The organism is Kaistella faecalis (assembly GCF_019195395.1).
Classification (GTDB): domain Bacteria; phylum Bacteroidota; class Bacteroidia; order Flavobacteriales; family Weeksellaceae; genus Kaistella; species Kaistella faecalis.
In genome coordinates this window covers 566,111-587,667 of the sequence record NZ_CP078067.1, presented here as the reverse complement: position 1 = coordinate 587,667, position 21,557 = coordinate 566,111, and the positions used below count along the sequence as shown (strand labels likewise).

The 21,557-nt window shown below is 41.2% G+C and carries 19 protein-coding genes and 1 tRNA gene; 7 read left to right on the top strand and 13 right to left on the bottom strand.

All coding sequences use genetic code 11. The features are described 5' to 3' along the window. Window positions 1-11: 11 nt before the first annotated feature. From KTV93_RS02775 to rbfA, 10 genes are all read right to left on the bottom strand, one after another. Window positions 12-1,388 carry an MBL fold metallo-hydrolase RNA specificity domain-containing protein gene (locus tag KTV93_RS02775; protein ID WP_218249809.1) on the bottom strand — a complete coding sequence of 459 codons (1,377 nt, stop codon included), beginning with the start codon at window positions 1,386-1,388 and terminating at the stop codon, window positions 12-14. Between the two features lie 16 nt (window positions 1,389-1,404). Continuing rightward, complete coding sequence (locus KTV93_RS02770) at window positions 1,405-2,265, bottom strand: restriction endonuclease (protein ID WP_218249808.1); 861 nt, start codon at window positions 2,263-2,265, stop codon at window positions 1,405-1,407. A gap of 193 nt (window positions 2,266-2,458) precedes the next feature. After that, window positions 2,459-3,622, bottom strand: a complete 1,164-nt coding sequence (locus tag KTV93_RS02765; RefSeq protein WP_218249807.1) for a M20 aminoacylase family protein — start codon at window positions 3,620-3,622, stop codon at window positions 2,459-2,461. A 43-nt stretch (window positions 3,623-3,665) separates the two neighbouring features. Continuing rightward, the gene (locus KTV93_RS02760; protein WP_218249806.1) at window positions 3,666-5,135 is read right to left on the bottom strand and encodes an MFS transporter; all 1,470 of its coding nucleotides are present in this window, start codon (window positions 5,133-5,135) and stop codon (window positions 3,666-3,668) included. A gap of 11 nt (window positions 5,136-5,146) precedes the next feature. Then, on the bottom strand, window positions 5,147-6,637 hold the full coding sequence (locus KTV93_RS02755; protein WP_230259185.1) for an MFS transporter: 1,491 nt from the start codon (window positions 6,635-6,637) through the stop codon (window positions 5,147-5,149). Window positions 6,638-6,905: 268 nt separating this feature from the next. Next, window positions 6,906-7,688: a TIGR00266 family protein gene (locus tag KTV93_RS02750; protein WP_218249805.1), complete on the bottom strand. Its 783-nt coding sequence runs from the start codon at window positions 7,686-7,688 to the stop codon at window positions 6,906-6,908. A 113-nt stretch (window positions 7,689-7,801) separates the two neighbouring features. Further along, window positions 7,802-9,844 (bottom strand): endonuclease, encoded by a 2,043-nt coding sequence (locus KTV93_RS02745; protein ID WP_218249804.1) that lies wholly within the window; start codon window positions 9,842-9,844, stop codon window positions 7,802-7,804. Window positions 9,845-10,027: 183 nt separating this feature from the next. Further along, the gene (locus tag KTV93_RS02740) at window positions 10,028-11,125 is read right to left on the bottom strand and encodes an endonuclease (protein ID WP_218249803.1); all 1,098 of its coding nucleotides are present in this window, start codon (window positions 11,123-11,125) and stop codon (window positions 10,028-10,030) included. 55 nt (window positions 11,126-11,180) lie between these two features. Next, the gene (locus tag KTV93_RS02735; protein WP_218249802.1) at window positions 11,181-12,392 is read right to left on the bottom strand and encodes an ABC transporter permease; all 1,212 of its coding nucleotides are present in this window, start codon (window positions 12,390-12,392) and stop codon (window positions 11,181-11,183) included. A 25-nt stretch (window positions 12,393-12,417) separates the two neighbouring features. Continuing rightward, on the bottom strand, window positions 12,418-12,780 hold the full coding sequence (gene rbfA, locus KTV93_RS02730) for a 30S ribosome-binding factor RbfA (RefSeq protein WP_218249801.1): 363 nt from the start codon (window positions 12,778-12,780) through the stop codon (window positions 12,418-12,420). Window positions 12,781-12,936: 156 nt separating this feature from the next. Here rbfA and mce point away from each other — a divergent pair, with 156 nt between their 5' ends. The 5 genes from mce to KTV93_RS02705 all read left to right on the top strand — a co-directional run bounded on the left by mce (window position 12,937) and on the right by KTV93_RS02705 (window position 16,067). Beyond that, window positions 12,937-13,335, top strand: coding sequence for a methylmalonyl-CoA epimerase (gene mce, locus KTV93_RS02725; RefSeq protein ID WP_218249800.1), 399 nt, complete (start codon window positions 12,937-12,939; stop codon window positions 13,333-13,335). A 74-nt stretch (window positions 13,336-13,409) separates the two neighbouring features. Beyond that, window positions 13,410-13,483 (top strand) — tRNA-Ile (locus KTV93_RS02720). Window positions 13,484-13,879: 396 nt separating this feature from the next. Next, window positions 13,880-14,593 carry a hypothetical protein gene (locus KTV93_RS02715; protein ID WP_218249799.1) on the top strand — a complete coding sequence of 238 codons (714 nt, stop codon included), beginning with the start codon at window positions 13,880-13,882 and terminating at the stop codon, window positions 14,591-14,593. 142 nt (window positions 14,594-14,735) lie between these two features. Further along, window positions 14,736-15,314 (top strand): hypothetical protein, encoded by a 579-nt coding sequence (locus KTV93_RS02710; protein ID WP_218249798.1) that lies wholly within the window; start codon window positions 14,736-14,738, stop codon window positions 15,312-15,314. 36 nt (window positions 15,315-15,350) lie between these two features. Further along, entirely contained in the window at window positions 15,351-16,067 is a 717-nt protein-coding gene (locus tag KTV93_RS02705; protein ID WP_218249797.1) for a hypothetical protein, read from the top strand. 89 nt (window positions 16,068-16,156) lie between these two features. Here the strand turns inward: KTV93_RS02705 and KTV93_RS02700 are convergent, their stop codons facing one another. Further along, the gene (locus tag KTV93_RS02700; RefSeq protein WP_218249796.1) at window positions 16,157-16,699 is read right to left on the bottom strand and encodes a hypothetical protein; all 543 of its coding nucleotides are present in this window, start codon (window positions 16,697-16,699) and stop codon (window positions 16,157-16,159) included. A 518-nt stretch (window positions 16,700-17,217) separates the two neighbouring features. Here KTV93_RS02700 and KTV93_RS02695 point away from each other — a divergent pair. Both KTV93_RS02695 and KTV93_RS02690 read left to right on the top strand, forming a co-directional pair. Continuing rightward, complete coding sequence (locus KTV93_RS02695; RefSeq protein WP_218249795.1) at window positions 17,218-17,427, top strand: hypothetical protein; 210 nt, start codon at window positions 17,218-17,220, stop codon at window positions 17,425-17,427. A gap of 12 nt (window positions 17,428-17,439) precedes the next feature. Continuing rightward, the gene (locus KTV93_RS02690) at window positions 17,440-18,363 is read left to right on the top strand and encodes a helix-turn-helix transcriptional regulator (protein ID WP_218249794.1); all 924 of its coding nucleotides are present in this window, start codon (window positions 17,440-17,442) and stop codon (window positions 18,361-18,363) included. Window positions 18,364-19,426: 1,063 nt separating this feature from the next. Here the strand turns inward: KTV93_RS02690 and KTV93_RS02685 are convergent. Both KTV93_RS02685 and KTV93_RS02680 read right to left on the bottom strand, forming a co-directional pair. Continuing rightward, the gene (locus tag KTV93_RS02685) at window positions 19,427-21,025 is read right to left on the bottom strand and encodes an ice-binding family protein (protein WP_218249793.1); all 1,599 of its coding nucleotides are present in this window, start codon (window positions 21,023-21,025) and stop codon (window positions 19,427-19,429) included. Window positions 21,026-21,230: 205 nt separating this feature from the next. Further along, window positions 21,231-21,353 carry a hypothetical protein gene (locus tag KTV93_RS02680; protein WP_317206439.1) on the bottom strand — a complete coding sequence of 41 codons (123 nt, stop codon included), beginning with the start codon at window positions 21,351-21,353 and terminating at the stop codon, window positions 21,231-21,233. Window positions 21,354-21,557: the final 204 nt, after the last annotated feature.

The window sequence follows — 21,557 nt, the reverse complement described above, 5'->3', positions numbered from 1 at the left end:
AGCGAATAATTTTACGCATTTACAGGGATTTCCACCTGGTCGTTAAGTCTCGGGATTTCAGAATCCCAATGATAAACTTCTTTAATTTTTTGCTGAAGTCCTTCCGCAGCTTCTTTTTCAGCATGAACGATGAAAATTTTTTCCGGCTGCTGTGTAAGTTTTCGCATCCAGTCAATTAATCCGTTTTGGTCGGCATGGCCAGATAAACCTTCAATGTTTTCAATATTTGCACGTACAGTAAAGTATTTTCCGTAAAGTTTTATTTCCTTTGCGCCTTCCAGTAAAGCTCTTCCACGGGTGCCTTCTGCCTGAAATCCGGCCATCATAATCGTTGCATTTGGATCGCCTAAATATTTTGCCAGATAGGTAAGTACCCGTCCGCCAGCTGCCATTCCGCTTCCGGCGATGATGATTTTAGGACGTGAATCTTTTGCCAAAGCTAGTGTCTCATTTACGGTGTTGATAAATTTTATTTCATCACACATTTCATCATAATCGTCATAAGAAAGCCTGTGCCACTCTCTGTTCTGATGGAAAACTTCCAGAACGTTTCTGCTCATGGGGCTGTCCATATAAATAGGGATTTTAGCCATTTTCCCCCTTTTTTTAAGCTGCCAAAAGAGGTACATGAGCAACTGCGTACGTTCCACGGAAAAACTTGGAATGATGATGGTACCGTTTCTGTCGGTACAGCTGTTGATGAGTTTTTCCAGGTCATCACTCACAGGATCTTCAGGGTGTGTTCGGTTTCCGTATGTGGCTTCAATGAAAAGGAGGTCTGCTTTCTCAGGCTTTTCAGGCGGAAAGAGCAAAGGATCGATTTCTCTGCCGACATCACCAGAGAAAACCAGCGTTTTATCGCCAATTTCAAGTTCAATAAATGTGGCACCAATAATGTGACCGTTATATCTGAAGCGGTAGCGGATATTTTCGTGGATGCTTTGCCATTCGTTCAGCGGTTTCGATTTGAATAAAGGCAAAGTTTCCTTCACGTCATCAAGATTATATAAAGGCAGTGCAGGATGGTGTTTTGAATACCTGAACCTATTCGCTCTGTTGGTATCTTCTTCCTGAATTTTTGCGCTGTCTTTTAATATGATTTCGGTGATTTGAAGGGTAGGAGATGTCCCGATAATCTGACCTGAAAATCCAGCTTTTACTAACCGTGGTAAATAACCGGTGTGGTCCAGATGTCCGTGGGTAAGGAGTACCATATCGATTTCACTGGCAGGAAACTCCAGCGGTTCCCAGTTCATAAGCCGCAGTTCTTTTAGTCCTTGAAAAAGTCCGCAGTCTACTAGGATGTTTTTTCCGTAAGCCGAAATAAGATGTTTTGATCCGGTCACTGTTCCCGCTGCTCCCAGAAATTTGATGTTGATGGTATTCATGATTCGTGTTTTTCAGTTATTGCTTTTCAGGATAAGGCTCACAGAGCGCCTTGCATTCAGCCTCCACTTTTTGGAGACGTGGAGACTTTACTCCAATTTGCTCCAGAGCTTTATGGTTATTAATGAGGTTTTTACAGAGCACCACTTTTTCCGCAAGCAGGTCCTGTTTTTCTTTTTGCGTAAGCGTGGTGAGGGAAGTAACAGGGTGAAGTCCGGAGTAGTCTATCCAGTCTTTAAGGGCATTGTTACTCGGATAATCCCAGCTTACCAACTGCATATTCATGCACTTTGCGTAAATTGTGGCATCTTCGGAAAACCGCGTATTTGTAATGATCCATCCCTGATCAAATTTTTCAGTAATTCCTGTTGCGATGTTTTTGGATGTCGCTACATCAACAAATCTGGAGCGGATATACAGTGGGATTTTGATGTCGCAAACATATCCGGGCCGGTTATGGAATTTGCATTCAATCATTATCTTTTTATCTTTTTCTGCAATCACATCAATTTCATGAGTAACGCAATGTCCCTTTAGAAAAATTCCGTTCTCGGTTGTATAGCCCTGAAATTTCAGAAGTTCCGCAATATACTGTTCAAAGGGAAATCCTGAAGGACCCAGTTCCAGGAGCGCCTGTTTCAGTTTGTATCTTGCTGCCATAGGCCGCGAATATCCTTTCAGCAAACGCAAAGCTACTTTATGGATTTTAGAAGTCGACATGCCTTCAACCAGCATCGCAATCACCTCACCGATGATTTCCTCAGCCTGAAAATTACTTGCACCTGCCCGCTGCAGAGAATTTTTAAGTTTTCCGACATTGAAGGGGACTTTCTGGCCGGAAGATTTGGTGATCAGAAGATGGCGTTGTTTCTTCTTCATGGCTGCAGTTTTATCAGTACTGAAATAAGTGTTTTAATGCAATTTATGAATGTTGCATATTCATTATCAGTGGAGTATGATTTTACTGACACTAATTTACGAAAATAAACAGTACCGGATTATAGCAAAATTCAAATACGAAAAATGGCAGGATGATTTCCGGCCATTGATTTTATTTTAAAAATCTGAGGGTTTATTTAAGGTAATTTTCAACCAAAGCTACCCAATATCTCGCTCCAACAGGTAATAATTCTTGGTTGAAGACATATTGAGGGTGATGAACCATAAAGGTGTCGCCGTTTCCTACCATGCAGTAATTACCTTTCTTTTTTTCAAGCATGAAAGCGAAATCCTCACTTCCCATATATGGATGTGCATCGGTAAAAACATTTTCTTCACCGAAAGTTTCCTTTGCAACGTTGGCTGCCCAATGGGTTTCTTCATCAGCATTTACCAGGACGGTTCCCGGAATTCCTTCCCGGATTTCCACCTGACAGTTAAAAGTTTCAGCCTGTGCCTTTGTAATTTTGCGCACTTTGTCCAAAACCATCGTTCTGTCATCCGGATCCATGTTTCGGATGCTTAATCTCAGTATGGCTTTTTGGGGAACAGCATTTCCGGCGATTCCGGATTGGAATGCGCCCACATTCACCACTGAACTGTGCCACGGAGAAAGATTTCTGGAAACAATAGTCTGAAGTGCCATCACAAGCGCCGATCCGCAGACTATCGGGTCGATTCCCAGTTCCGGCATGGAGCCGTGGCTTCCTTTTCCGGTAATTTCAATTTCCCAGTTGTCCACCGCGGCCATGAATTTACCGCTGTTGAAGTAGAATTTGCCCAGTTCAAGCCCGGGCATATTGTGCATTCCAAAAACTGAATCAACGGGAAATCTCTCGAAAAGGCCGTCTGCAATCATCGCGGGAGCCCCTTCCATGGTTTCTTCACCGGGCTGAAAGAATAGGCGTACTGTCCCATTGAAATTTTTAGTTTCCGCTAAATATTTTGCTGCACCAAGAAGCATTGTTGTATGTCCGTCATGTCCGCAAAGGTGCGCGTTCCCGGGGACCGTACTTTTGTAAGGCAAATTATTATCTTCTTCAATAGGCAATGCATCAAAATCTGCCCGTAAACCGATGGATTTTTCGCTGTCACCCACTTTCATGGAGGCTACGATTCCGGTTTTGCCTACTCCTTCCACGATTTCCCAGCCGCCAATTTCACGCAGTCTTTCTGCAATAAATTTGGCGGTGCCGGTTTCTTTCATGGCTAATTCAGGCGTTTTATGCATATGATTCATCCACGATGTTAAAGTGTCTTTTCCTGATTTTATTTTTTCTAAAACTGCTGTACTCATTTTGTAAGATTTTAAAAGTTTAACGATTAAACGTAAATAACTGTCAATGCTGCGGCGCCGGTTTTTTATAATCCGGAACGGTAAGCACGATCGAAATGATTGCCAGCACAACCATTAATAAATTCACACCCAGCGCGATCATTGCACCCTGCCGCAATGCAAGATTATCCTGTCTTCCGACAAAACTGATCAAACCGTCCATCCACTCAAAAGAACCTGTCGTGCCGCTCAGCGCGGTGAAAATTGCTGCGGAAACTGCGACACCCAATGCCGCTCCCAGAGAAGAAGCCATTTTGTAGATTCCAGCTCCGGCTCCCGCCTGATCCTCCGGAAGGTTAGAGAGTGCTGCATCAGTTGACGGCGTGGCATAAAATGCCAGTCCCAAACCAAATAACGTATAGGATACCATCGCGAGAATTTTATAAGTGTCTGTCATCACCTGGGTTTGCATCAGAAGAATTATGGAGAGCCCGACAATTAACGAACCCCAAATCATTGGTTTTCTGGCCCCGAATTTCTGAAGCAGTTTTTCACCTACACGAATAAAGGAAACGATGGCGATCGCGTAGCCCAATGTCAATAATCCGGATTCCTGTGAAGTTAAACCTGCGCCCAACTGAACTAATGAAAGAGAAACGATGAGGATACCGGCGGTCGCATTCAAAAGGAAATTTGAAATTGTTGCTCCGGTGTAAGTAGAGTTTTTGAAGAGTTTAAAATCGACAAATGCACTGCTGTTTTTCGATTCCAGTTTATAGAAAATGAATCCAAAAATCATAAATGCGGCAAATAGTCCTAATGATATTCCGCTGGTCCAGCCAAAAGAACTTCCTTTACTCAGTAGAATCTGCAGTCCGATAATGGAAAGCATAAATGTAATCACCCCGGCAAGGTCAAATTTATAATCACCCTTGGTTTCGCCTTTGCTTTCAGGAGTTCCCTTTACCATCAGAAAACCGATGATGGATATCACCACAGTTGTCCAGAAAATATATCTCCATCCCAAATTAGAGGCTACCAAACCACCGAAAAGCGCACAGAATCCTGAACCTCCCCATGAACCGATGGACCAGAGACTCACCGCCCGCTGCCTCGCGGCGCCGTCCCAATAAGCTTTTACCAGAGCTAAGCTTGCAGGCATGAGTGCAGCTCCCGAAAGTCCCTGAAAGATTCTACCTGTCATTAAAACCGGAGTTGCCAATGCACCGCTGGGCGTTACAGCCACTAAAGCAGAACCGATGATACTGAAAATAAAACCGATCTGTATCATTTTTACCCGGCCGATTCTGTCAGCCAAACCTCCTAAAACCACAATGAAGATCCCGGAGAACAACGAAGTAATTGATACTGCGATATTCATCATGTTTTGCTCCATCCCGAGATCCTTTGCCATTCCTACATTAATGTTAAGGGTAGTTTGTGCGAATAGCCAGAAAGCTAAAACCCCCAGGATAATCCCGTAAAGCAAACGGTCGTTACCCCGGTAAGATTGCTGTGCTGTTGAATTTTGCATACCATTCATTTTTATTTATTGTTAGTTAATTTTCCGCCGTCTTTTGGAATTTTAAATCCTGCCGTGATGGCCGAAAGTAAGGCAAACAGCAGAACCGAAGCCAATGCCGGCATGGCGGCGAGGCGGAAATTGATATTGTCCTGTCTTCCCGAAAAAAGAGAAGAGAGCCAATCCTGAACCTCAATGGTTTTGGAAGCAGCGGTGAAGATTCCCGCCGCAATGGCAATCCCAAATCCGGCACCAAGTGAAGAAGCCATTTTAAAAATTCCTGCTCCCGCACCTGACTGTTCGGCCGGTAAATTCGATAGTGCTGCCGTAGTGGCTGGCGTCGCGAAGAGTGCTAATCCGGTTCCGAATAAAGTAAAGGCTATCAATGCCAAAACTCTGTAGGTTGCGGCCATTACGTAGGTCTGCATTAAAAGAACGGTAGCAATGGCAACAATCAGTGAGCCCCAGACCATCGGTTTTCTGGCGCCGATTTTTCTCATCAGCCGTTCGCCGGTTCTCATCAACATTATGACGGAAACCGCATATCCTAAGGTGAGCATACCAGCCTGCTGGGCACTGTAATTTGCCGCGGTCTGCATTAATGTTAGGGCGACAATGATGATTCCGGCAGCAGCATTCATTAGAAAATTACAGATAATAGCTCCTGAAAAGACTCTGTTTTTAAATAAGCTGAAATCAAAAAAATGTTTGTCTGCACGGGTTTCATAGATGTAAAATGTTGCAAAGGAAATGATGGCGCCCGCAAAAAGCAGTACAGAATTTAAGCTGAGCCACCCCAGAATACCACCTTTGGTGATAAAAAGTTCAAGACAAACCATTGAAATCAGAAAAATTGCAATGCCGATCCAATCGGGTATGTATTTACCGGAAGATTGTTTTTTGCTTTCCGGCAAGTTCTTTAAAAGATAAAGTGATAAAGCAGCAACCAGAACTGAAAAAACAAAAATCCAGCGCCAACCTAAGTTTGTGGCGATAATTCCCGCAAAGAGTGCTGAAAGGCCGGAGCCGCCAAAAGTTCCCATGCTCCAAAAACTGATAGCGCGTTGCTGCGCAGAGCCTGCCCACAGAATTTTAACTAAACCTAAACTCGTAGGCATAATGCAAGCAGCTGAAAGCCCCTGCAAAGCTCGACCAGCCAGTAAAAGAGGTTCTGCTGCTTTTCCGGATGGGGTTACAGCAATCAGAAGAGATCCGGCGATGCTTAAGTAAAGTCCGGTGCGAAGAATTTTTGCCCTGCCGATATGGTCAGCCAAGCCTCCTAAAACAACCACGAAAATCCCTGAAAATAAGGCTGCAAGGGATACCGCAATATTTATGGTATTCGATGGTAAACTCAATTCTTTACCCATGACAGGGCCAATATTCATCATTGAATTGGCAAACAGCCAAAACGTGAGGACTGCAAGGATAAATCCTGTTAGAATTCTGTCGTTGCCCTGGTTATTAAGTTTTTTTTCCATATCCCGAACTGTAGCTGTCATAAATGCTTTCATGAAGTTAGACAATTTTTGGGTTGATGAAATTTTTTTATGTATTAAATATTTCTTAAAAAGCAGATCAACAGGATATTAGGTATTTTAAATGTCCACTGTAAAACAACTGAAATGTTCCCTTCAGCAGCCAGAAGATTGCCTCATTGGCTGCAAATTAGAAGGGTTTAAAAATTCACAGTAATTCTTAAGTAAGACATTTTGATGATATTGATTAACAAAAAAGCAGCGTTGAGGGTTCAACACTGCCTTGAAGTATTTCTTATGGTTTCTATAAACCGTCGCCGTCAAGAAGATTTCCCAAGCCGCCGAGGATGCTGCCCTGTTCTCCTTTTTTGGTGGTGCCAAACTGCAGAATACGGCTGGCAAGTCTGGCAATGGGAAGGGTTTGAATCCACACTTTACCAGGACCTCGGAGCTGCGCAAAAAACAGACCTTCTCCACCGAAAATGGAATTCTTAATTCCGCCTACGAACTGAATATCATATTGCACATCTTTGGTGAACGCGACAATACAGCCTGTATCGATTTTTAAGATCTCGCCGGGTTGAAGATCTTTCTCGATCACGTGTCCTCCACTGTGAACGAAAGTCATTCCGTCGCCTTCCAACTTCTGCATGATGAAGCCTTCGCCACCAAAAAGTCCGGTTCCGAGTTTTTTCTGAAGTTCAATCCCTACAGCAACGCCCTTCGCAGCACAAAGAAAACTGTCTTTCTGGCAGATGACTTTTCCGCCCAGTTCAGAAAGATCAAGGGGAATGATTTTACCTGAATAAGGTGCCGCAAAATTCACCTGTCTTTTCTGGTTAGAAACGTTAGTGAAAACCGTCATGAAAAGGTTTTCGCCGGTAAGCATTCTTTTTCCGGCAGAAAAAAGTTTTCCCATCAATCCTTTTTCGGTCCCGTCGCCAAAGAGGGTTTCCATATTGATTCCTTCGGTCATCATCATAAAACTTCCCGGTTCCGAGATTACGCTTTCCTGAGGATCGAGTTCTATCTCTACACACTGCATTTCTTCGCCGTGAATTTTGTAGTCGATTTCGTGGTTGTTCATTTTTTAAATTTTTATGGATTAGTATTTTTTTGTTCCGAATTGTTACTGTGAAAGGGGGCAGGTAATAAAAAAGCCGGAGAAATCCTCCGGCTATCTTATAATGGAGTGTGAAATTATTCCACAATAAATTTAGCAGTGCTGTTATCTGCTTTCAGGATATAAACGCCTTTCGGTAAATTCTTTAAAGTGATTTTACCGGAGTTTTTAAAAGGCTGAGCAATACTCTGAACAAGTTTGCCTGTGAAATCGAAAATCTGAACGGTCTTAACAGCAGACAGGTTTTTACCGCTCACATTTAATTCTCCATTTTTCACTGGATTTGGATATATGCTGATCGAATTTTTATTTACAGCACTTTCGTTAACAGCAGCAAGCGTGTAGCATGTCCAGCTTAAATCATCAATTGCCACTCTGTTGCTGGTGCTTGAATTTTGAAGGGTAATCTCTACGGTATCGGAGATATTAATGCCGGTTACGGTTGTAGTAGTTACAGTAGCACTGTAAGGCACCGTTTTTCCTGTATCTACCCCATTAACAAAGATTTTTAAAGTTCCCGCAGAGCCTGAATATTTGAGATGCGTTGTAACTTTTAGATCACCGATTCCGTTTGGAACGGATAAAGCGGTAAGAAATCCGTCACGGATTGTAATCGCTCTTCCGTTGATTGTCTGGTCGGTTCTGGAGTCTTCAGAGGTCCACGAAATTCCGTTGCTTGTCCAGTTATAGGTGGAATAGTTCGAAGAACTTGCCGGGATTGTTTCGAAGTTTTCATTACCGCAGTTCGCACCTACTGCAGAAGTAGTAGCGGTTACCGTGTTGCTTTGTGGAGAAATGTTTCCTGCAGCATCTTTTGCCACAACATAAATCGAATATGTGGTTACGGGGCTTAAGTTGGCAATATTTGTTGAAGTAGAATTGGTGGAACCCTGTAATTCGCCATTAACATAAATGTCGTAAGATGCTACCCCTACATTATCAGTCGCGGCAGTCCACTGTACGGCAATATTATTGGTTCCTACAGAGGTTACCGACAAATTTAACGGAGCAGTAGGTGCCTGGGTGTCAATCTGTGTTGTTCCTGTGGCGGTATTACTTTGCACTGATGCATTATTTGCACCATCCACTGCTATTACATAGAACGCATACGTAGTACCCTGGGCAAGTCCGGAAACGGTTGCGGTGGTGGCGTTTGAGTTACTGTGGAAAACACCGTTCACAAAGATTTTATAATAAGCAACACCAATATTATCGGTCGAAGCGGTCCAGCTGAGGTTGGCAGACGCTGTGGTAGTAGAAACTACCGCTAAATTAGTAGGAGCGGAAGGTGCCTGGTTATCTACTGTTTGTGTTCCCCAGATCAGCTGAACCCAATCGGGACGGTCGATAAACGGGTTTCTGTTTTTCTGGAAAATATATGATGCGTTATTACGCTCAATTTCTGTGGGTGAAACAGGATCCTGAACAGACCATGTCAGCAGTACATCTCTTTCCCAAGCCTGTAAGCCCGGATATGCAGATCCGCCAAGCATATTTCCGGTAGAGAAAGAAGAGAGTCTGCTCTCATATCGGGTTACGAAATAAAATACCATACGTGCGATATCCCCTTTGAATTCATCAATAGGTTCAGCAACGGTTCCGCCATATCCCGGTGAACTGCTCGGTCCCACTTTGGTTCCATTTTTTGACGTAAATGAGGGACTGTTGACAGCCCCGAAAGGGTAGTTACTTCGCATTCCGTTCACCTTTCCGTCAGTTGGTCTTACGAAATGAATATCGCCGCGCATGGGCGACTGTTCGTTGAAGAAACTTTGCGGAATAACATGTTCGCGGTTGTAGCAGTCGCCTTCTACACTGTAATTGCCGCATTTTTTGATTCCGTGTCTGTAGGTATAAGGATCTGTTCCGGTTGGGTTTTCAGAGTATATATCGAGAACGGTACCGTCGTTTTCATAATAGTGATCCGAATCTGTAGTAGGATATCCGTTATAAAGTCCGTCGTAGCCGTTATCTTTATGCCCTGCAGTAATAATCTGGCTGAGCTTTGTTTTGAGGGCAGCCCCGGTTAGCCCTTCGGTCCCGTTGTAATAATTTGCGGGAGCTTGCGCCAATGCTATAGAGAACATGAAGCCCAGTAATAAAGTGGTAAATTTTTTCATGAGATTAAAAATAAAAATTGGAGGGTAAAGTTACTAAATAATCGCCTCCCAAGACACGATTGTTATCCACAGTATCTCATCCCGTCAATACACGTTTTCTTTCCATTTTTAATACGGGAGATTACAAAATAAAAAACCGGCAACAGCTGCCGGTTTTTAAAATATAGGATTTTATGGAATTATTTATTCCAAAATAAACTTTAAAGTCTGCTCAGCAGTTTTAAGGAAATACACTCCTTTGGCTGTATTTTTCAACACGATTCTATCCGAATTTTTAAAAGGTTCAGAAACGGTCTGCACCACTTGTCCGGTTACTGAAATGATTTGCGCAGATCCAATTTTACCGATGTTTTCGCCGCTGACTACAAGTTCACCGTTTCGAACCGGGTTCTGGGAGATTTTTAAATCGTTTTTTGCCACTGTATTTTCACCTGTACTCAAAGTTGATGTCCAGATCATCGCTACATACTCAGGATGATCAATATAAGGATTTCTGTTCTTCTGATAAACGTACGCGTAATTGTTTCTTGCGGTTTCCTTTGGTGAAACGGGATCATTTTTATGCCACAACATCAGCAGATTGATGTACCATTGGTCAAAGCCGCGGTTTTTACTGCCATCCTGCGGATTGTTTACATCATTATAATCAAAATTTTGCAGTTGGTCTTCATATCTTGTGATAAAATAGAGCAAACTTCTGGCTACATCACCTTTAAACTCATCAATCGGCTCAAAAACAATTCCAAGAAATCCGGGAAAATTACTTACCCCAAGCTTAGAACCGTTGGTTGAAGTCCAGGTAGCGCTACCTACTGTACCGAAAGGATAATTATTCCGCTTGCCGTTCACTACATTATCAGTCGGCATCACGTGGAGATAATCGTTTTTCATCGGAAATCCCTGGTTAACTTCGTCAAAAAAACCCTGCGGGAATAAATGTTCTCTGTTATAACAACCTCCTTCTGATGCAGGAGTAGTGCCTCCGCATTGGTTAACTGCCGGGGTGTAGTTGTACGCATCGGGACCTGCTGGTTTTTCTGAATAAATATCGAGAATGGTGTTATCGTTTTCGTAGAATTTGTCTAAATCACCAATTTTGTATGCATCCCAAAGTCCTGCGTATCCCTTGTCCTGATGCCCGTTACTTACAATCTCCTTAAGTTTGGTTTTCAGTGAATATCCGGATAAGCCTGCGGCTGCATTGTAATATCCGGATGGGATCTGTGCCTTGCCGAAACTAAACATTAGCAGCGTAATGAATAAAGTGATAGAGTTTTTCATGAATTGATTTAAAAATTAAGGCAGCAAAGATAGATAAAATTGTGACTGTAAAATCTTATTTAACAGTAAAATACGATTTGTTAATCTTTGAAAAAAACCAGGAAACCAGAAAGCCGAAAACCGCGGCGGTAGCGGCAACAATAAGATAGTTGACGAGACGGATCCGTACCGGAAAAGCAAGCTCTGTACCTGCACCGGCCTTGAAGAATCCTGTTGAAATCTGGAAATAGCTGATGGCAGTTCCCAGAAGAAGTCCGCTCACAATACCGAAGATTACGATAAGCAACCCCGTATAGAAATAAATGTTTCTAAGTGAATTGAGGTTCATGCCCAGAGAAATAAGTGACTTGGCCTGCTCTTTTTTGTCGAGCTGCAGAATAATGATCGCTCCAGCAAGATTAAAGGTGGTAATGAAAATCACGAGACTGAAGATGAGGTAAATGAAAAGTTTCTCTGTATTGATCATTTTCCAGAAGGCTGCATTTTCCTCAGCCTTGGTTTTAACCTCGTATTTGCTGCCCAGTTTTTCCTGTAAGTCAGCTTTTACAGTGTTGGTGTTTTCGGGGTTTTTCAGTTTAATGACAATCTGGTAAGCAGATTTTTTTGGCAGATCAAGCAGCTCTCTTGTAAGCTCAATCGGAGAAATAACGGTATTGTCGAGTTGATCATTACCCGGAAAAACTCCGGAGACAAATATTTCCCTCTTGTTAAAGATATCTTCTTCTTTGCTGATGATTCCTGTGCCGGGTTTGGGCATCATCAGACTTGCGAATTCCGAACTTTCACCTACGGGAATGGCCAGGCGGTTATCGAGTTTGTTTTCGATTAAAACCTCATTGGAATATTTAAAACTCGGGTAGCTGCCGTAGAAAATATTCTTGTCAATCGGATTTACGAGTACATAAGCTGAATCTACACCACGCAGAGTTGCGATATCCCCGTTTTCGCGGAAATTAATGTACACGCGCTCCTCAATAACTTTTGAGAAATGCGCAATTTCGGTGTCCGATGCAAGGATTTTTGCAGCATTATCAATGGCAGGCAGGGTTTTTCCTTCTTTGCTTTTCAGGGTAATATCTGCGTGAAGATTCGCGATAAGATCACGATTAAGATCCTCCAGTCCTGAAAATACGGAAATAATGATGAACATTGCCGTTACAGCAACCATCATGGCAAGCGCCGCCAGCCAGGTAATAAATGTTACCGCTGTGCTGCCTTTTTTAGCCAGCAGATACCTTGTCGCTATGTAGAGTGGAGTGGTTCTCAAGAAGAAGAATTTTATCGGATTTCGCTTAAAGGATAGGATTATCGCCTTCGCCTTTCAGTTCTTTTTCAATTTTCTCAACATCATCGAGAGTCGTGTCAAGATAGAAATTGATTTCCGGGATAATTCTTACCTGCTTACCCATTTTCTGGCCCATGAAGTTGCGGTACTGCGCCTTATTTTCGTTAATTTCCTTCATGATCTGTGTGCGGAATTCGGCAGGGAAAATACTCAGGTAAATCTTAGCAATGCTTAAATCGGCGGTTACTTTCACATCAGAAACAGTCACCAAAAAGGTCTGTTTGCTTTCCTTGGCCTGTTTGCGGAAGTATTCTGCAAAATCTTCCTGTATAATCTGGGCTACTTTTCTTTGTCTGTTGCTTTCGTTCATGCGGCAAATTTACTATTTTTGTTTGAGATTTGAGGAATGCCGGGTGAGGGATGCGGGATGTTTAAAAAACGTATTAATTCCCATCATTCATCATCCCAGCCAAGGTCAATCATCCAACACCTAACCCCCATCATCCTTCATCAAACACCCAACCCTATGAAAATCGAACATATCGGCATCGCCATAAAATCCTTAGAAACCTCCGATCATCTTTTTGCACGCCTGTTAGGAAAACACAGCTATAAACAGGAATCTGTGGAAAGGGAAGGAGTTACGACTTCTTTTTATGAAGTGGGAGACAGTAAGATCGAACTTCTTGAAGCAACCAATCCTGAAAGTCCGATCGCCAGGTTTCTGGACAAAAAAGGCGAAGGCGTTCACCACATCGCATTCGGTGTTGAAAATATCTATGCAGAAATTGAAAGACTGAAGAAAGAAGGCTTCATATTTATTTCTGAAGAGCCAAAAGATGGGGCCGACAATAAACTGGTGGTCTTTCTTCATCCTAAATCCACCAACGGAGTTTTGGTAGAATTATGCCAGGAAAAGGGATAAAAGCTTTTGAAATTTCAAAAAAATATTTACATTTGCAACTCGCAAAACAGAGGGTTTATCTCCTTTTGTTTTCTGGCCTTGTAACTCAGCTGGTTAGAGTAGCTGACTCATAATCAGCAAGTCCTTGGTTCGAGCCCAAGCTGGGCCACTTGAAATTCCGCAACACCCGTTGCGGAATTTTTTTTTGTGCCCTGAACAGAAAATTCCTGCGGGGTAAGTAGTGGACGTATAGGACTCATTCTTCAGGAAAACTTTTCCTGCAATAGACCGGAGGTCGGTATGTTTCTTTTCTTCATGAATTTTTATCGACCGAAGCTAAGCCATTTTCTTAGAAATTTATCCGGCAAACATCTTTTCCCGGTTTATACTGCATTCTAAAGCTTTTTACTGAACTTCCCAGGCACGGCCTTTATCCTTAAATAAGCGCCTGGAACGGTTAAGGGAGACGTACCCTTAAGCATACTATATCCATACTGTATTCATGCTGTATCCATACTATATAATATATTTATTATCTTTGAGTATCACTAAAATTATCAATAATATGGCAGAGCTTATAGGTATTCTTAAATTTAAGGGAAAGATGGATGGGCTTTCGTTTTATAAAATGAACGGCAAAATTATCGTGCGGAAACCGGGTGGGTTTGACGGAGAAAAGATCCTGAAAGATGAAAAATATGTGAATGTAAGAAAAAACGCCTCTGAATTCGGGCGCTGTTCAAAATTTGGTGCAAAACTGCGGCGGGCTCTCCAGCCTTTTGTAAAGGATTTCCGTGATCCGATTCTTCATGGGAGAGTGGCGAAGATGCTTCACGACCTTATGAAGCTGGATCCCGTATCTTCCAAGGGGGAGCGGACGGTGCAACTTGGGCTGCAGCATGCTGAAAGCGGGAAAATCCTTGACGATTTTGTATGGAACACTGGTGACGGAAAACGATGCCGCTATGATTATGAAAAGCGGACACTGTTTTTTGACCGTATTCCTGCACGTAGTACGAAAGCGGTGGTTACGCTACGGTTTATTGATCCTGATGAGGGGCAGGATCCGCTGGAGTTTCAGGATTTTGTTTTTGAGGTTTCGCTTCCGTGTACTGAGTTTTTTATTGCTGAGGAGGAGGGATTTGAGTCTGTGCAAGCGCATTATCTGAAATTTGCGCTGATCCGGTTTTATGATGCAGATGGTTTCCTGCTGCGCGGAAAGACGGCAGTGGTAGTGGGGTATTCGGGGAGGTGCTGGTTTCGGCGAATCAATATTTAATTTATGCCACGCGAAAGGATTGACTTCGTCGAATTTGCATTTCGTGCGGCTGCCGGGACACTTCTAGCAGCGAGGTATTCAATTATTCTCACACGGACATCTTTTGACTTTTGACTTTTTTACTTTTGATGAAATATCTATCATGAAAACATCAAAAAAAATGACATTACGGGAGGTGATGAAGGATAAGCAAATTTACCTCAGGGCTGAATGTTTGAATTCGAAAGGTTGGAAGGGATGCGAAAATAATGTTCTCTCCGTAGCGGAACGATTTACTAACAACTTAATTCATGCTGCGAAGCAGAGTGCTGACGAGTGTACCCTTTGTGGCCCACTTATTCTCGAGGAAAGGAGCGGTGTTTACAGAGTGGTTCAGGAGGAGCAACCAATCATTCTTCATTTTATTTTCTTAGCTGTAGTTATTGATGAACTGCACCAGCGAAATATGATAACTGTAGAGGTCAACCACATCTTTGAAGATCTTCTGAAATATGAAACTGTTTACAGGATTCATCTTGACCAAGACAGTAATCAATTTTTCCGGGATAAGGTTATTGATAGAATAGTAATTAACGAGAAGAATAAAGAAAGTTCCATTGAAACAACTATAAGAATGGTAATGGATATTTACAGCAGTATTTTGCAAAACTGCTCTGATTATAAACTTATGGAATTATTAAACTCTTCTGTCAAAAATAAATTTGAGATCATAATTTACTGATCAAAAAAAACAAGTACTTTTGAAAAAAACAAAGACATGGATGTTGAAAATTTAAGGAAGGAACATGAAAATTTAATAACAGAGATTGGAAACCTAGAAGGGATTAACTGCACACCAATTACTGATGGTATAGTTGATATTGATAGGTACTTTAAGAGTGATATTAAAATATTATGGATTAACAAGGAAGTTAATAGTGAAGGAGATAATCATGCTTGGAGTATGATTGATGTACTAAATAACTTAAGAAGCAAATTAGAAGATGAAACGGGATGGGGGAATACTTTCATACCGATCATTTATACTCTGTATGGAATTTTTAACCAAACTAACTGGAAAAACACGCCAGATATTAGGGAGGAGTACGAAATAACTGAAATAATCAAAAACATTGCATATATTAATGCAAAAAAACTTCCTGGAGGTGCCAAAGCAAATTATAATGAAGTTAAAAAATACAGTTCTGAAAACGACATATTAAAAAGACAGATTGCTCTTTTTGAACCAAATGTTATCATTTGCGGAGGAACGTTTGATATTCTAGACAATATTTTCGAAGAAATATATGGAGAAGCTTATGATAATATGAGATCGATTTCAAACACAGCGAGAAACCGTATTTATTACAATGAAGATCTAATTATTTTTGAGGCGTATCATCCAGGTCAATACACGATTAAGGACTCTGTATACTGTGATTCAATAAGTCAGAATGTTCTTCTTTGGAATTCAAAATATAGAAATAAAATTTAAATAAAATTCACATCTGTTATTCTTCTCCAACATCGTAAATGGAAAACCTCTCGAAGGTGTACATGATATTCCTAATTGGTGGATTTCCGCTATAACTGAAGCCATTCTTTCAATGGCTTTCTGTTATTAAGAACATGGTTTATGACCTGCGTAAAAGTGGGGGGCGTTCCGACCACAAAAGGTATGATTATGTGATCATGGATATCGATGACGCCAAACTCATTTCCTTTAGAAACTAAAAAATAATTTGCTCCCAAATAAGAACCAGGGCCATATTTAGGAGGAATTATCATTTCGCAACTGCGGTTAATGAAACCATAGGAAATGCCATCAAAACTTACATTTGCATAGCTCATTACAAAGGTATTAACCACTGAAAAGTGGATATGTGTAGTTGTATGGCTTTCCAGATCATATAAATACCATCTGTCTCTGGTCTTTCCCCAAAAATGGTTCTTAAAGGCCGGCTTAACTTCATCGTAAGACTTATGTGTCAAGAGCTGAAAAAACTGGTTGATTAAAATAAACTGTGTACCGGCTTCTAACAGAAAAACGTCATCAAAAATCTGCCGACCCAATCTTTTGTAATACATTATTTCATTATCAGCATGTTCAATTTTAAATTCTTCCATTTTGTAAAGTAAAGAACGATTACGGACAAAGGAAGTCATTCAACTAATTGATGATGTAATTTCTCTTTTCTTCCAGTAGCAATAATTTAGAACTCCGCAAATAATAAGGATAAGATGATAAAGAAAACTGTGTTGACTTAAAAGAAAAACTGAGAGCATACCGCTGATTTCTTCGGTTTCCGTATTGCGTTCCATATATGCTACTAAAGCGACCTATTGTGTCGTTCAAGTAGTTTATATTTGCTTAGTAATATTTGATAGAACTAATGAGCAGCATTTCCAAAAAAGATAAAAAGAAGTTTTGTGAGATCAATGACAAAATTCGCACTGAGGAAATCAGAGTACGAAATTATTTATTAAAACTTACGCTGGAAATGTTAACTCTTAAGAATCAATGCATTATTGATGATTTTGAATTAGATGTTACTGCAAATGTTTTCAGTTATAATGAAAATTTCTGATGGACAAAGGGTGTAGAAGTTGGTGATCCTTTTATCACAGGATCTGAAATAGGTTATATGATGACACATCTTGATGACGAATTTTTCAATACCAACTGGAACGAATGGCAATGGATGACTACAGGAGAACTGAAAGACCTTCATTTCGGTTATCTTATGCACTGTCTGATGTTTCATACTGATTTTAGGCTAGAAGATATTTTGGCTATTGATGATGTCTGGATTACTATAGAAGCCAGTTATCAGTTTTTTACGCAAAAAATATAAAAAGGAAATATTATGGCAAAAGAAGAACAGATGCTGCGTATGCAGTATATTCAGGAATATTTAAGAGGAAGAAAAGATAAAGGGGCAAGTTATCGGGAGACAAAGGCTTACCTGGAAAGAAAATTTGAAGAAAAGGACCTCGGTGAACTGAAATTCACAGAACGTACTTTTCAGCGGGATAAAAAAGCTATTTTGAAAGTAGCAGGCATTCAAATTTCTTACCGGCGCTCCCGGGATGTGTATTATATCGCTGAAGAAGAACTTACCAACGCTGAGGAATCCGTATTTGACAATCTGCTGTTGGTTGAAGCCTACCGTGAAGCCAAAAGCAATTCTGACATTATGATCTTTGAACCCAGGAAATCCCGGGGCTTAAACCTGCTGAACGGAATTATTCACGCGATACAGAACTCAAAAGTGATCAGCTTTACTTATGAAAAATACTGGACGAGTGATAAATCTGAGCGTGTCGTTGAACCTTATGCGCTGAAAGAATTTCACCACCGATGGTACCTTCTGGCTAATGAATTCAAATCTGAAAATCTGTTTATCAAAACTTTTGCATTAGACCGCATTTCGGATTTTGAAATTAAAAACAGCAGTTTTAAAAAGGAGCAGTTTGATCCGCGGACTGCGTTTAGTCAAAGCTTTGGCATTATCGCACCTAATGGAGAAAAGCCGTCAGATATTATTTTGTCTTTTGACCGGGAGCAGGGAAATTATATCAAATCGCTTCCCCTTCATCATTCACAACGGGTTGTAAAGGAAGAAAACGGAAGAACTTTATTCTCTTATTATCTTGTGCCGACTTATGATTTCAGACAGGAAATTTTGTCTCATGGTCAGCGCGTAGAAGTTTTGTCGCCACCAACTTTGAGAGCTGAGATTGAGCGTGACCTGCGTGCGGCGGCCCAGCAGTATGGGAGGGGAGTGTAGTAGGACGCGGAGTTTTTAAGCGGTGGTGTTCCTGCGTTTTCCTGTTTTGAGAAGATGCGACCCATTGCGTATTCAGGGAGGTGGAGCCAGTGGAAGATCAAACGAAGACTCTTTACCCAGTGGACAATGAAGTGATTTAACCACAAAAGTGACAAAAGATTTTGATGGGGAAAGGCAATCAAAAGGGGGCAAAAGGAGTCTGATCATTCTTATCGATTTTAGTGTCCGAGTGGGAGAGGGCAGAGTGATACACTTGGCCAACAAAGGCACGAAGTGAGGACACTTCGCGCAGCAGGAGATTTTAGTTGTTGAGTTTTGGAGTTTTTGAGTTCCTGAGTTGTGGGATTCGGAACTGATGTGGAGAATACTGAAGATTTTCGATCTGTGTAGAAAGACCTATCGAATGGTTCGACATGATATTCCGATGCTAGGGCACGGATTGCAAATCCGCGAGATCTGGTTTATGACCACACGATACAATCGTGCGGTAGCGGGGAGTGAAGTTGTCCGGCAGGCACCTGTTTTGGAAGATTAAGGTAGAGGTGTTATTCGTTTATTCGCCTTTTGGTATAGCGGCAAAGTCCAACCCGTAAAAGCTGGCTTTTTTATTACTTTATGACCACACGATACAATCGTGCGGTAGCAGGGCGATCTACTACGATGCAGTGCAACTAAAAAATGCTCATAAAACTAAAGAAAAGAGGTGTCAGCGAAATTTAAAGTTCACTATTATTTACACTACCGGATTATGGATTCAAGAAAACATCTATCAATCTCAGCACTTTTAAAAAAGATCATGAATAGCGATCAGAAAATTTCTAATAACGATTTTCATCCGAAAATGCATTGGAATAAAGATTACATATAGAGTTGTAAAACAACAGCCTTAAAGATAGTTATGTCTTAAGAACTAGTTTAAGGTGAAAATTGGAATATATGATCACAAAAAAGTCAAAGACTTTTAAAAGAATAACAAAATTGCTGCGATTCACTACTAAGAAAAACTAAAAAAATGTAAAAAAAAACTCTGCCTAATGGCAGAGTTCGTGAAATAACATTTTTATTAAGGTTTTGCAATCAATTTTCCACTTTGCTGAGCTCCGTTTTTACCTTTCAGTTGGTAAAAATATACGCCGGCCGGAAGTGTCATCGGGATTGATGTAGTCTTGTTGGACAGTGTTTTTTCCGCTACTTTAGAACCCGCAGCATTGTAGATCACAAGATTCGCACCGCCTTTTACTTCATCAATGGAAACATTCAATACAGAAGAAAACGGGTTAGGATAAAACTTCGCACCCTGCTTTCCGAAATCTGCAGAAGCGGTACTTAGAGCGAGACAACCGGGAGTCATTACAGCTTCAATACCAAACGTACTGATTCCACCACTTGTGCTAAGCACTCTGCCTTCGATTTTAACGCCGGTGTTGATGATTACTGCACCGTTGTTTCCGATAACCGTTCCTTTAAAATCGGCATAATCATTCAGATTGATAGCTCCGTCCACTTTCCAGAAAACGTTTTTAGCCTGCGCACCATTCTGCAAAACTACTTTTGCATAAGTACTCGTAGATAATGCTCCGTTAATTTTGATCACAAAAACAGCATCTGCATTCCCCTGCGCATTAAGATATACAGTACCGTTCAAAACGGTAGCAGCATTCATAATATAGGTATGGGGCGTAAGTACGAGATCATTTCCGAAAGCTGCTGGATAAAGCAGTTCGATATCGGTCGGAAGCGTGTTTAAATAAGTGTAGACATTGTTTAGATCTGCTGCACAAATGGCAGTAGAAACATCGGGGTTAGCATGAATGGTACCTGTAACATTCTCAGCCTGAAAACCTGTGGTAAGGCCCACATTGGTACCTACATCACCGGTGATAAATGACACTCCGGTATTGGTCACCGCTCCGTTTCCTGAAAATACGGTATAACAGGCAACTGAATTTAAAGTGGGCTGCAATGGTCCCGTAAGAACCGGCGTGCCGCATCCTAAAGGTTTAGCCATGGTGATGCCATCAACCGTTACTGCACCCGTAGTAGAAAGAGCTCTACCTTCCAGGGTTACTCCTGTACTCAAAATAATTGCTGCGTTATTGGCAACGATCGTTCCTTTCATCGCAGTGTTGGTGGCTAAATCTACAAGACCTTCAATTTTCCAGAAGACATTACAGGCCGTAGCGCCGTTCGTCAGCAAAACCTGTGCGTTTGCGCTGGAAGAAAAAGCGCCGCCGATCTGGAAAATAAATACCGAGTTAGAATTTCCGCCGCCATCCAAAGTCAGCGTGTTGTTTAAAGAAGCGGTCTGACCGATGGAATAGGTTCCAGCGGTTAAAGTCTGACCGTTTCCTAATAAAGCTGCAGGAAAATAATTCGGAACTGCAGCATTCAGTTGATTGTACGCAATAATAAGATCAGCAGCAGCAATAGCGGTGGTGCCGTCTGCATCGTGCATTACGCCATTAACATTTCCGAAATTGGTAGCAGATCCGTTGTTGGTTCCTACATTGCCGGTGATGATCGACATTCCGGTGTTCGTTACCGCACCATTAGAGGAAAAGAGTGCAAAATTTGAAGATGTTCCCAGAACAGGTGCTTGAGCACTGATGTTGCCCGTCACCATTATTGCGGCAGAGGCTGCCAATAATAAAAGTTTTTTCATGTGATTGAAATTAAACTGAATCCTTATTTAGTTCAGTCCGGCAAATGTAATTCAATAAATTGCAAATAACACCAACGTTTATTTATTTTATTTCACTAATAATTATTTATTACAACATTTTTAATAATTTTTGCATATAAAAAATATAAATTTATAAATTTCACACTTTAATGAATTTCGGGAACATGATTAAAAGTTTTTTCCTCTAAATATCTTCAAGATTTGCTTTCCTTTTTTGTCCCAGTTTTTTATAGAAAGAAGGCGTTAAACCCGTTATTTTTTTAAACTGCGCCGATAAATGCGAGATGCTGCTGTAACTCAGTTGCAAGGCAATAAAATAACTATACAGATTGATAAAAAATGATCAACCGCTTCTTAATCAATTCCATTTGAAAAAGTGTTTATAAAACTCCTCATTGGGTATAAATAGGTTAAATAGTAAAGATTTAAACCCGTAAAGGTATATTATGAATAATTTTAGTGATTTTGGACAAAATCCCCAATCCTGCACTGGGGGATTCCTGTCTGTATT

Bases quoted from the DNA above. Each gene is read 5' to 3' on its own strand.
- KTV93_RS02760 (WP_218249806.1), bottom strand. From the start codon at position 5,135: ATGCAAAATTCAACAGCACAGCAATCTTACCGGGGTAACGACCGTTTG.
- KTV93_RS02690 (WP_218249794.1), top strand. From the start codon at position 17,440: ATGGCAAAAGAAGAACAGATGCTGCGTATGCAGTATATTCAGGAATAT.
- KTV93_RS02765 (WP_218249807.1), bottom strand. From the start codon at position 3,622: ATGAGTACAGCAGTTTTAGAAAAAATAAAATCAGGAAAAGACACTTTA.
- KTV93_RS02710 (WP_218249798.1), top strand. From the start codon at position 14,736: ATGAAAACATCAAAAAAAATGACATTACGGGAGGTGATGAAGGATAAG.
- KTV93_RS02705 (WP_218249797.1), top strand. From the start codon at position 15,351: ATGGATGTTGAAAATTTAAGGAAGGAACATGAAAATTTAATAACAGAG.
- KTV93_RS02745 (WP_218249804.1), bottom strand. From the start codon at position 9,844: ATGAAAAAATTTACCACTTTATTACTGGGCTTCATGTTCTCTATAGCA.
- mce (WP_218249800.1), top strand. From the start codon at position 12,937: ATGAAAATCGAACATATCGGCATCGCCATAAAATCCTTAGAAACCTCC.
- KTV93_RS02685 (WP_218249793.1), bottom strand. From the start codon at position 21,025: ATGAAAAAACTTTTATTATTGGCAGCCTCTGCCGCAATAATGGTGACG.
- KTV93_RS02740 (WP_218249803.1), bottom strand. From the start codon at position 11,125: ATGAAAAACTCTATCACTTTATTCATTACGCTGCTAATGTTTAGTTTC.
- KTV93_RS02750 (WP_218249805.1), bottom strand. From the start codon at position 7,688: ATGAACAACCACGAAATCGACTACAAAATTCACGGCGAAGAAATGCAG.
- rbfA (WP_218249801.1), bottom strand. From the start codon at position 12,780: ATGAACGAAAGCAACAGACAAAGAAAAGTAGCCCAGATTATACAGGAA.
- KTV93_RS02700 (WP_218249796.1), bottom strand. From the start codon at position 16,699: ATGGAAGAATTTAAAATTGAACATGCTGATAATGAAATAATGTATTAC.
- KTV93_RS02775 (WP_218249809.1), bottom strand. From the start codon at position 1,388: ATGAATACCATCAACATCAAATTTCTGGGAGCAGCGGGAACAGTGACC.
- KTV93_RS02770 (WP_218249808.1), bottom strand. From the start codon at position 2,265: ATGAAGAAGAAACAACGCCATCTTCTGATCACCAAATCTTCCGGCCAG.
- KTV93_RS02755 (WP_230259185.1), bottom strand. From the start codon at position 6,637: ATGAAAGCATTTATGACAGCTACAGTTCGGGATATGGAAAAAAAACTT.
- KTV93_RS02695 (WP_218249795.1), top strand. From the start codon at position 17,218: ATGATGACACATCTTGATGACGAATTTTTCAATACCAACTGGAACGAA.
- KTV93_RS02715 (WP_218249799.1), top strand. From the start codon at position 13,880: ATGGCAGAGCTTATAGGTATTCTTAAATTTAAGGGAAAGATGGATGGG.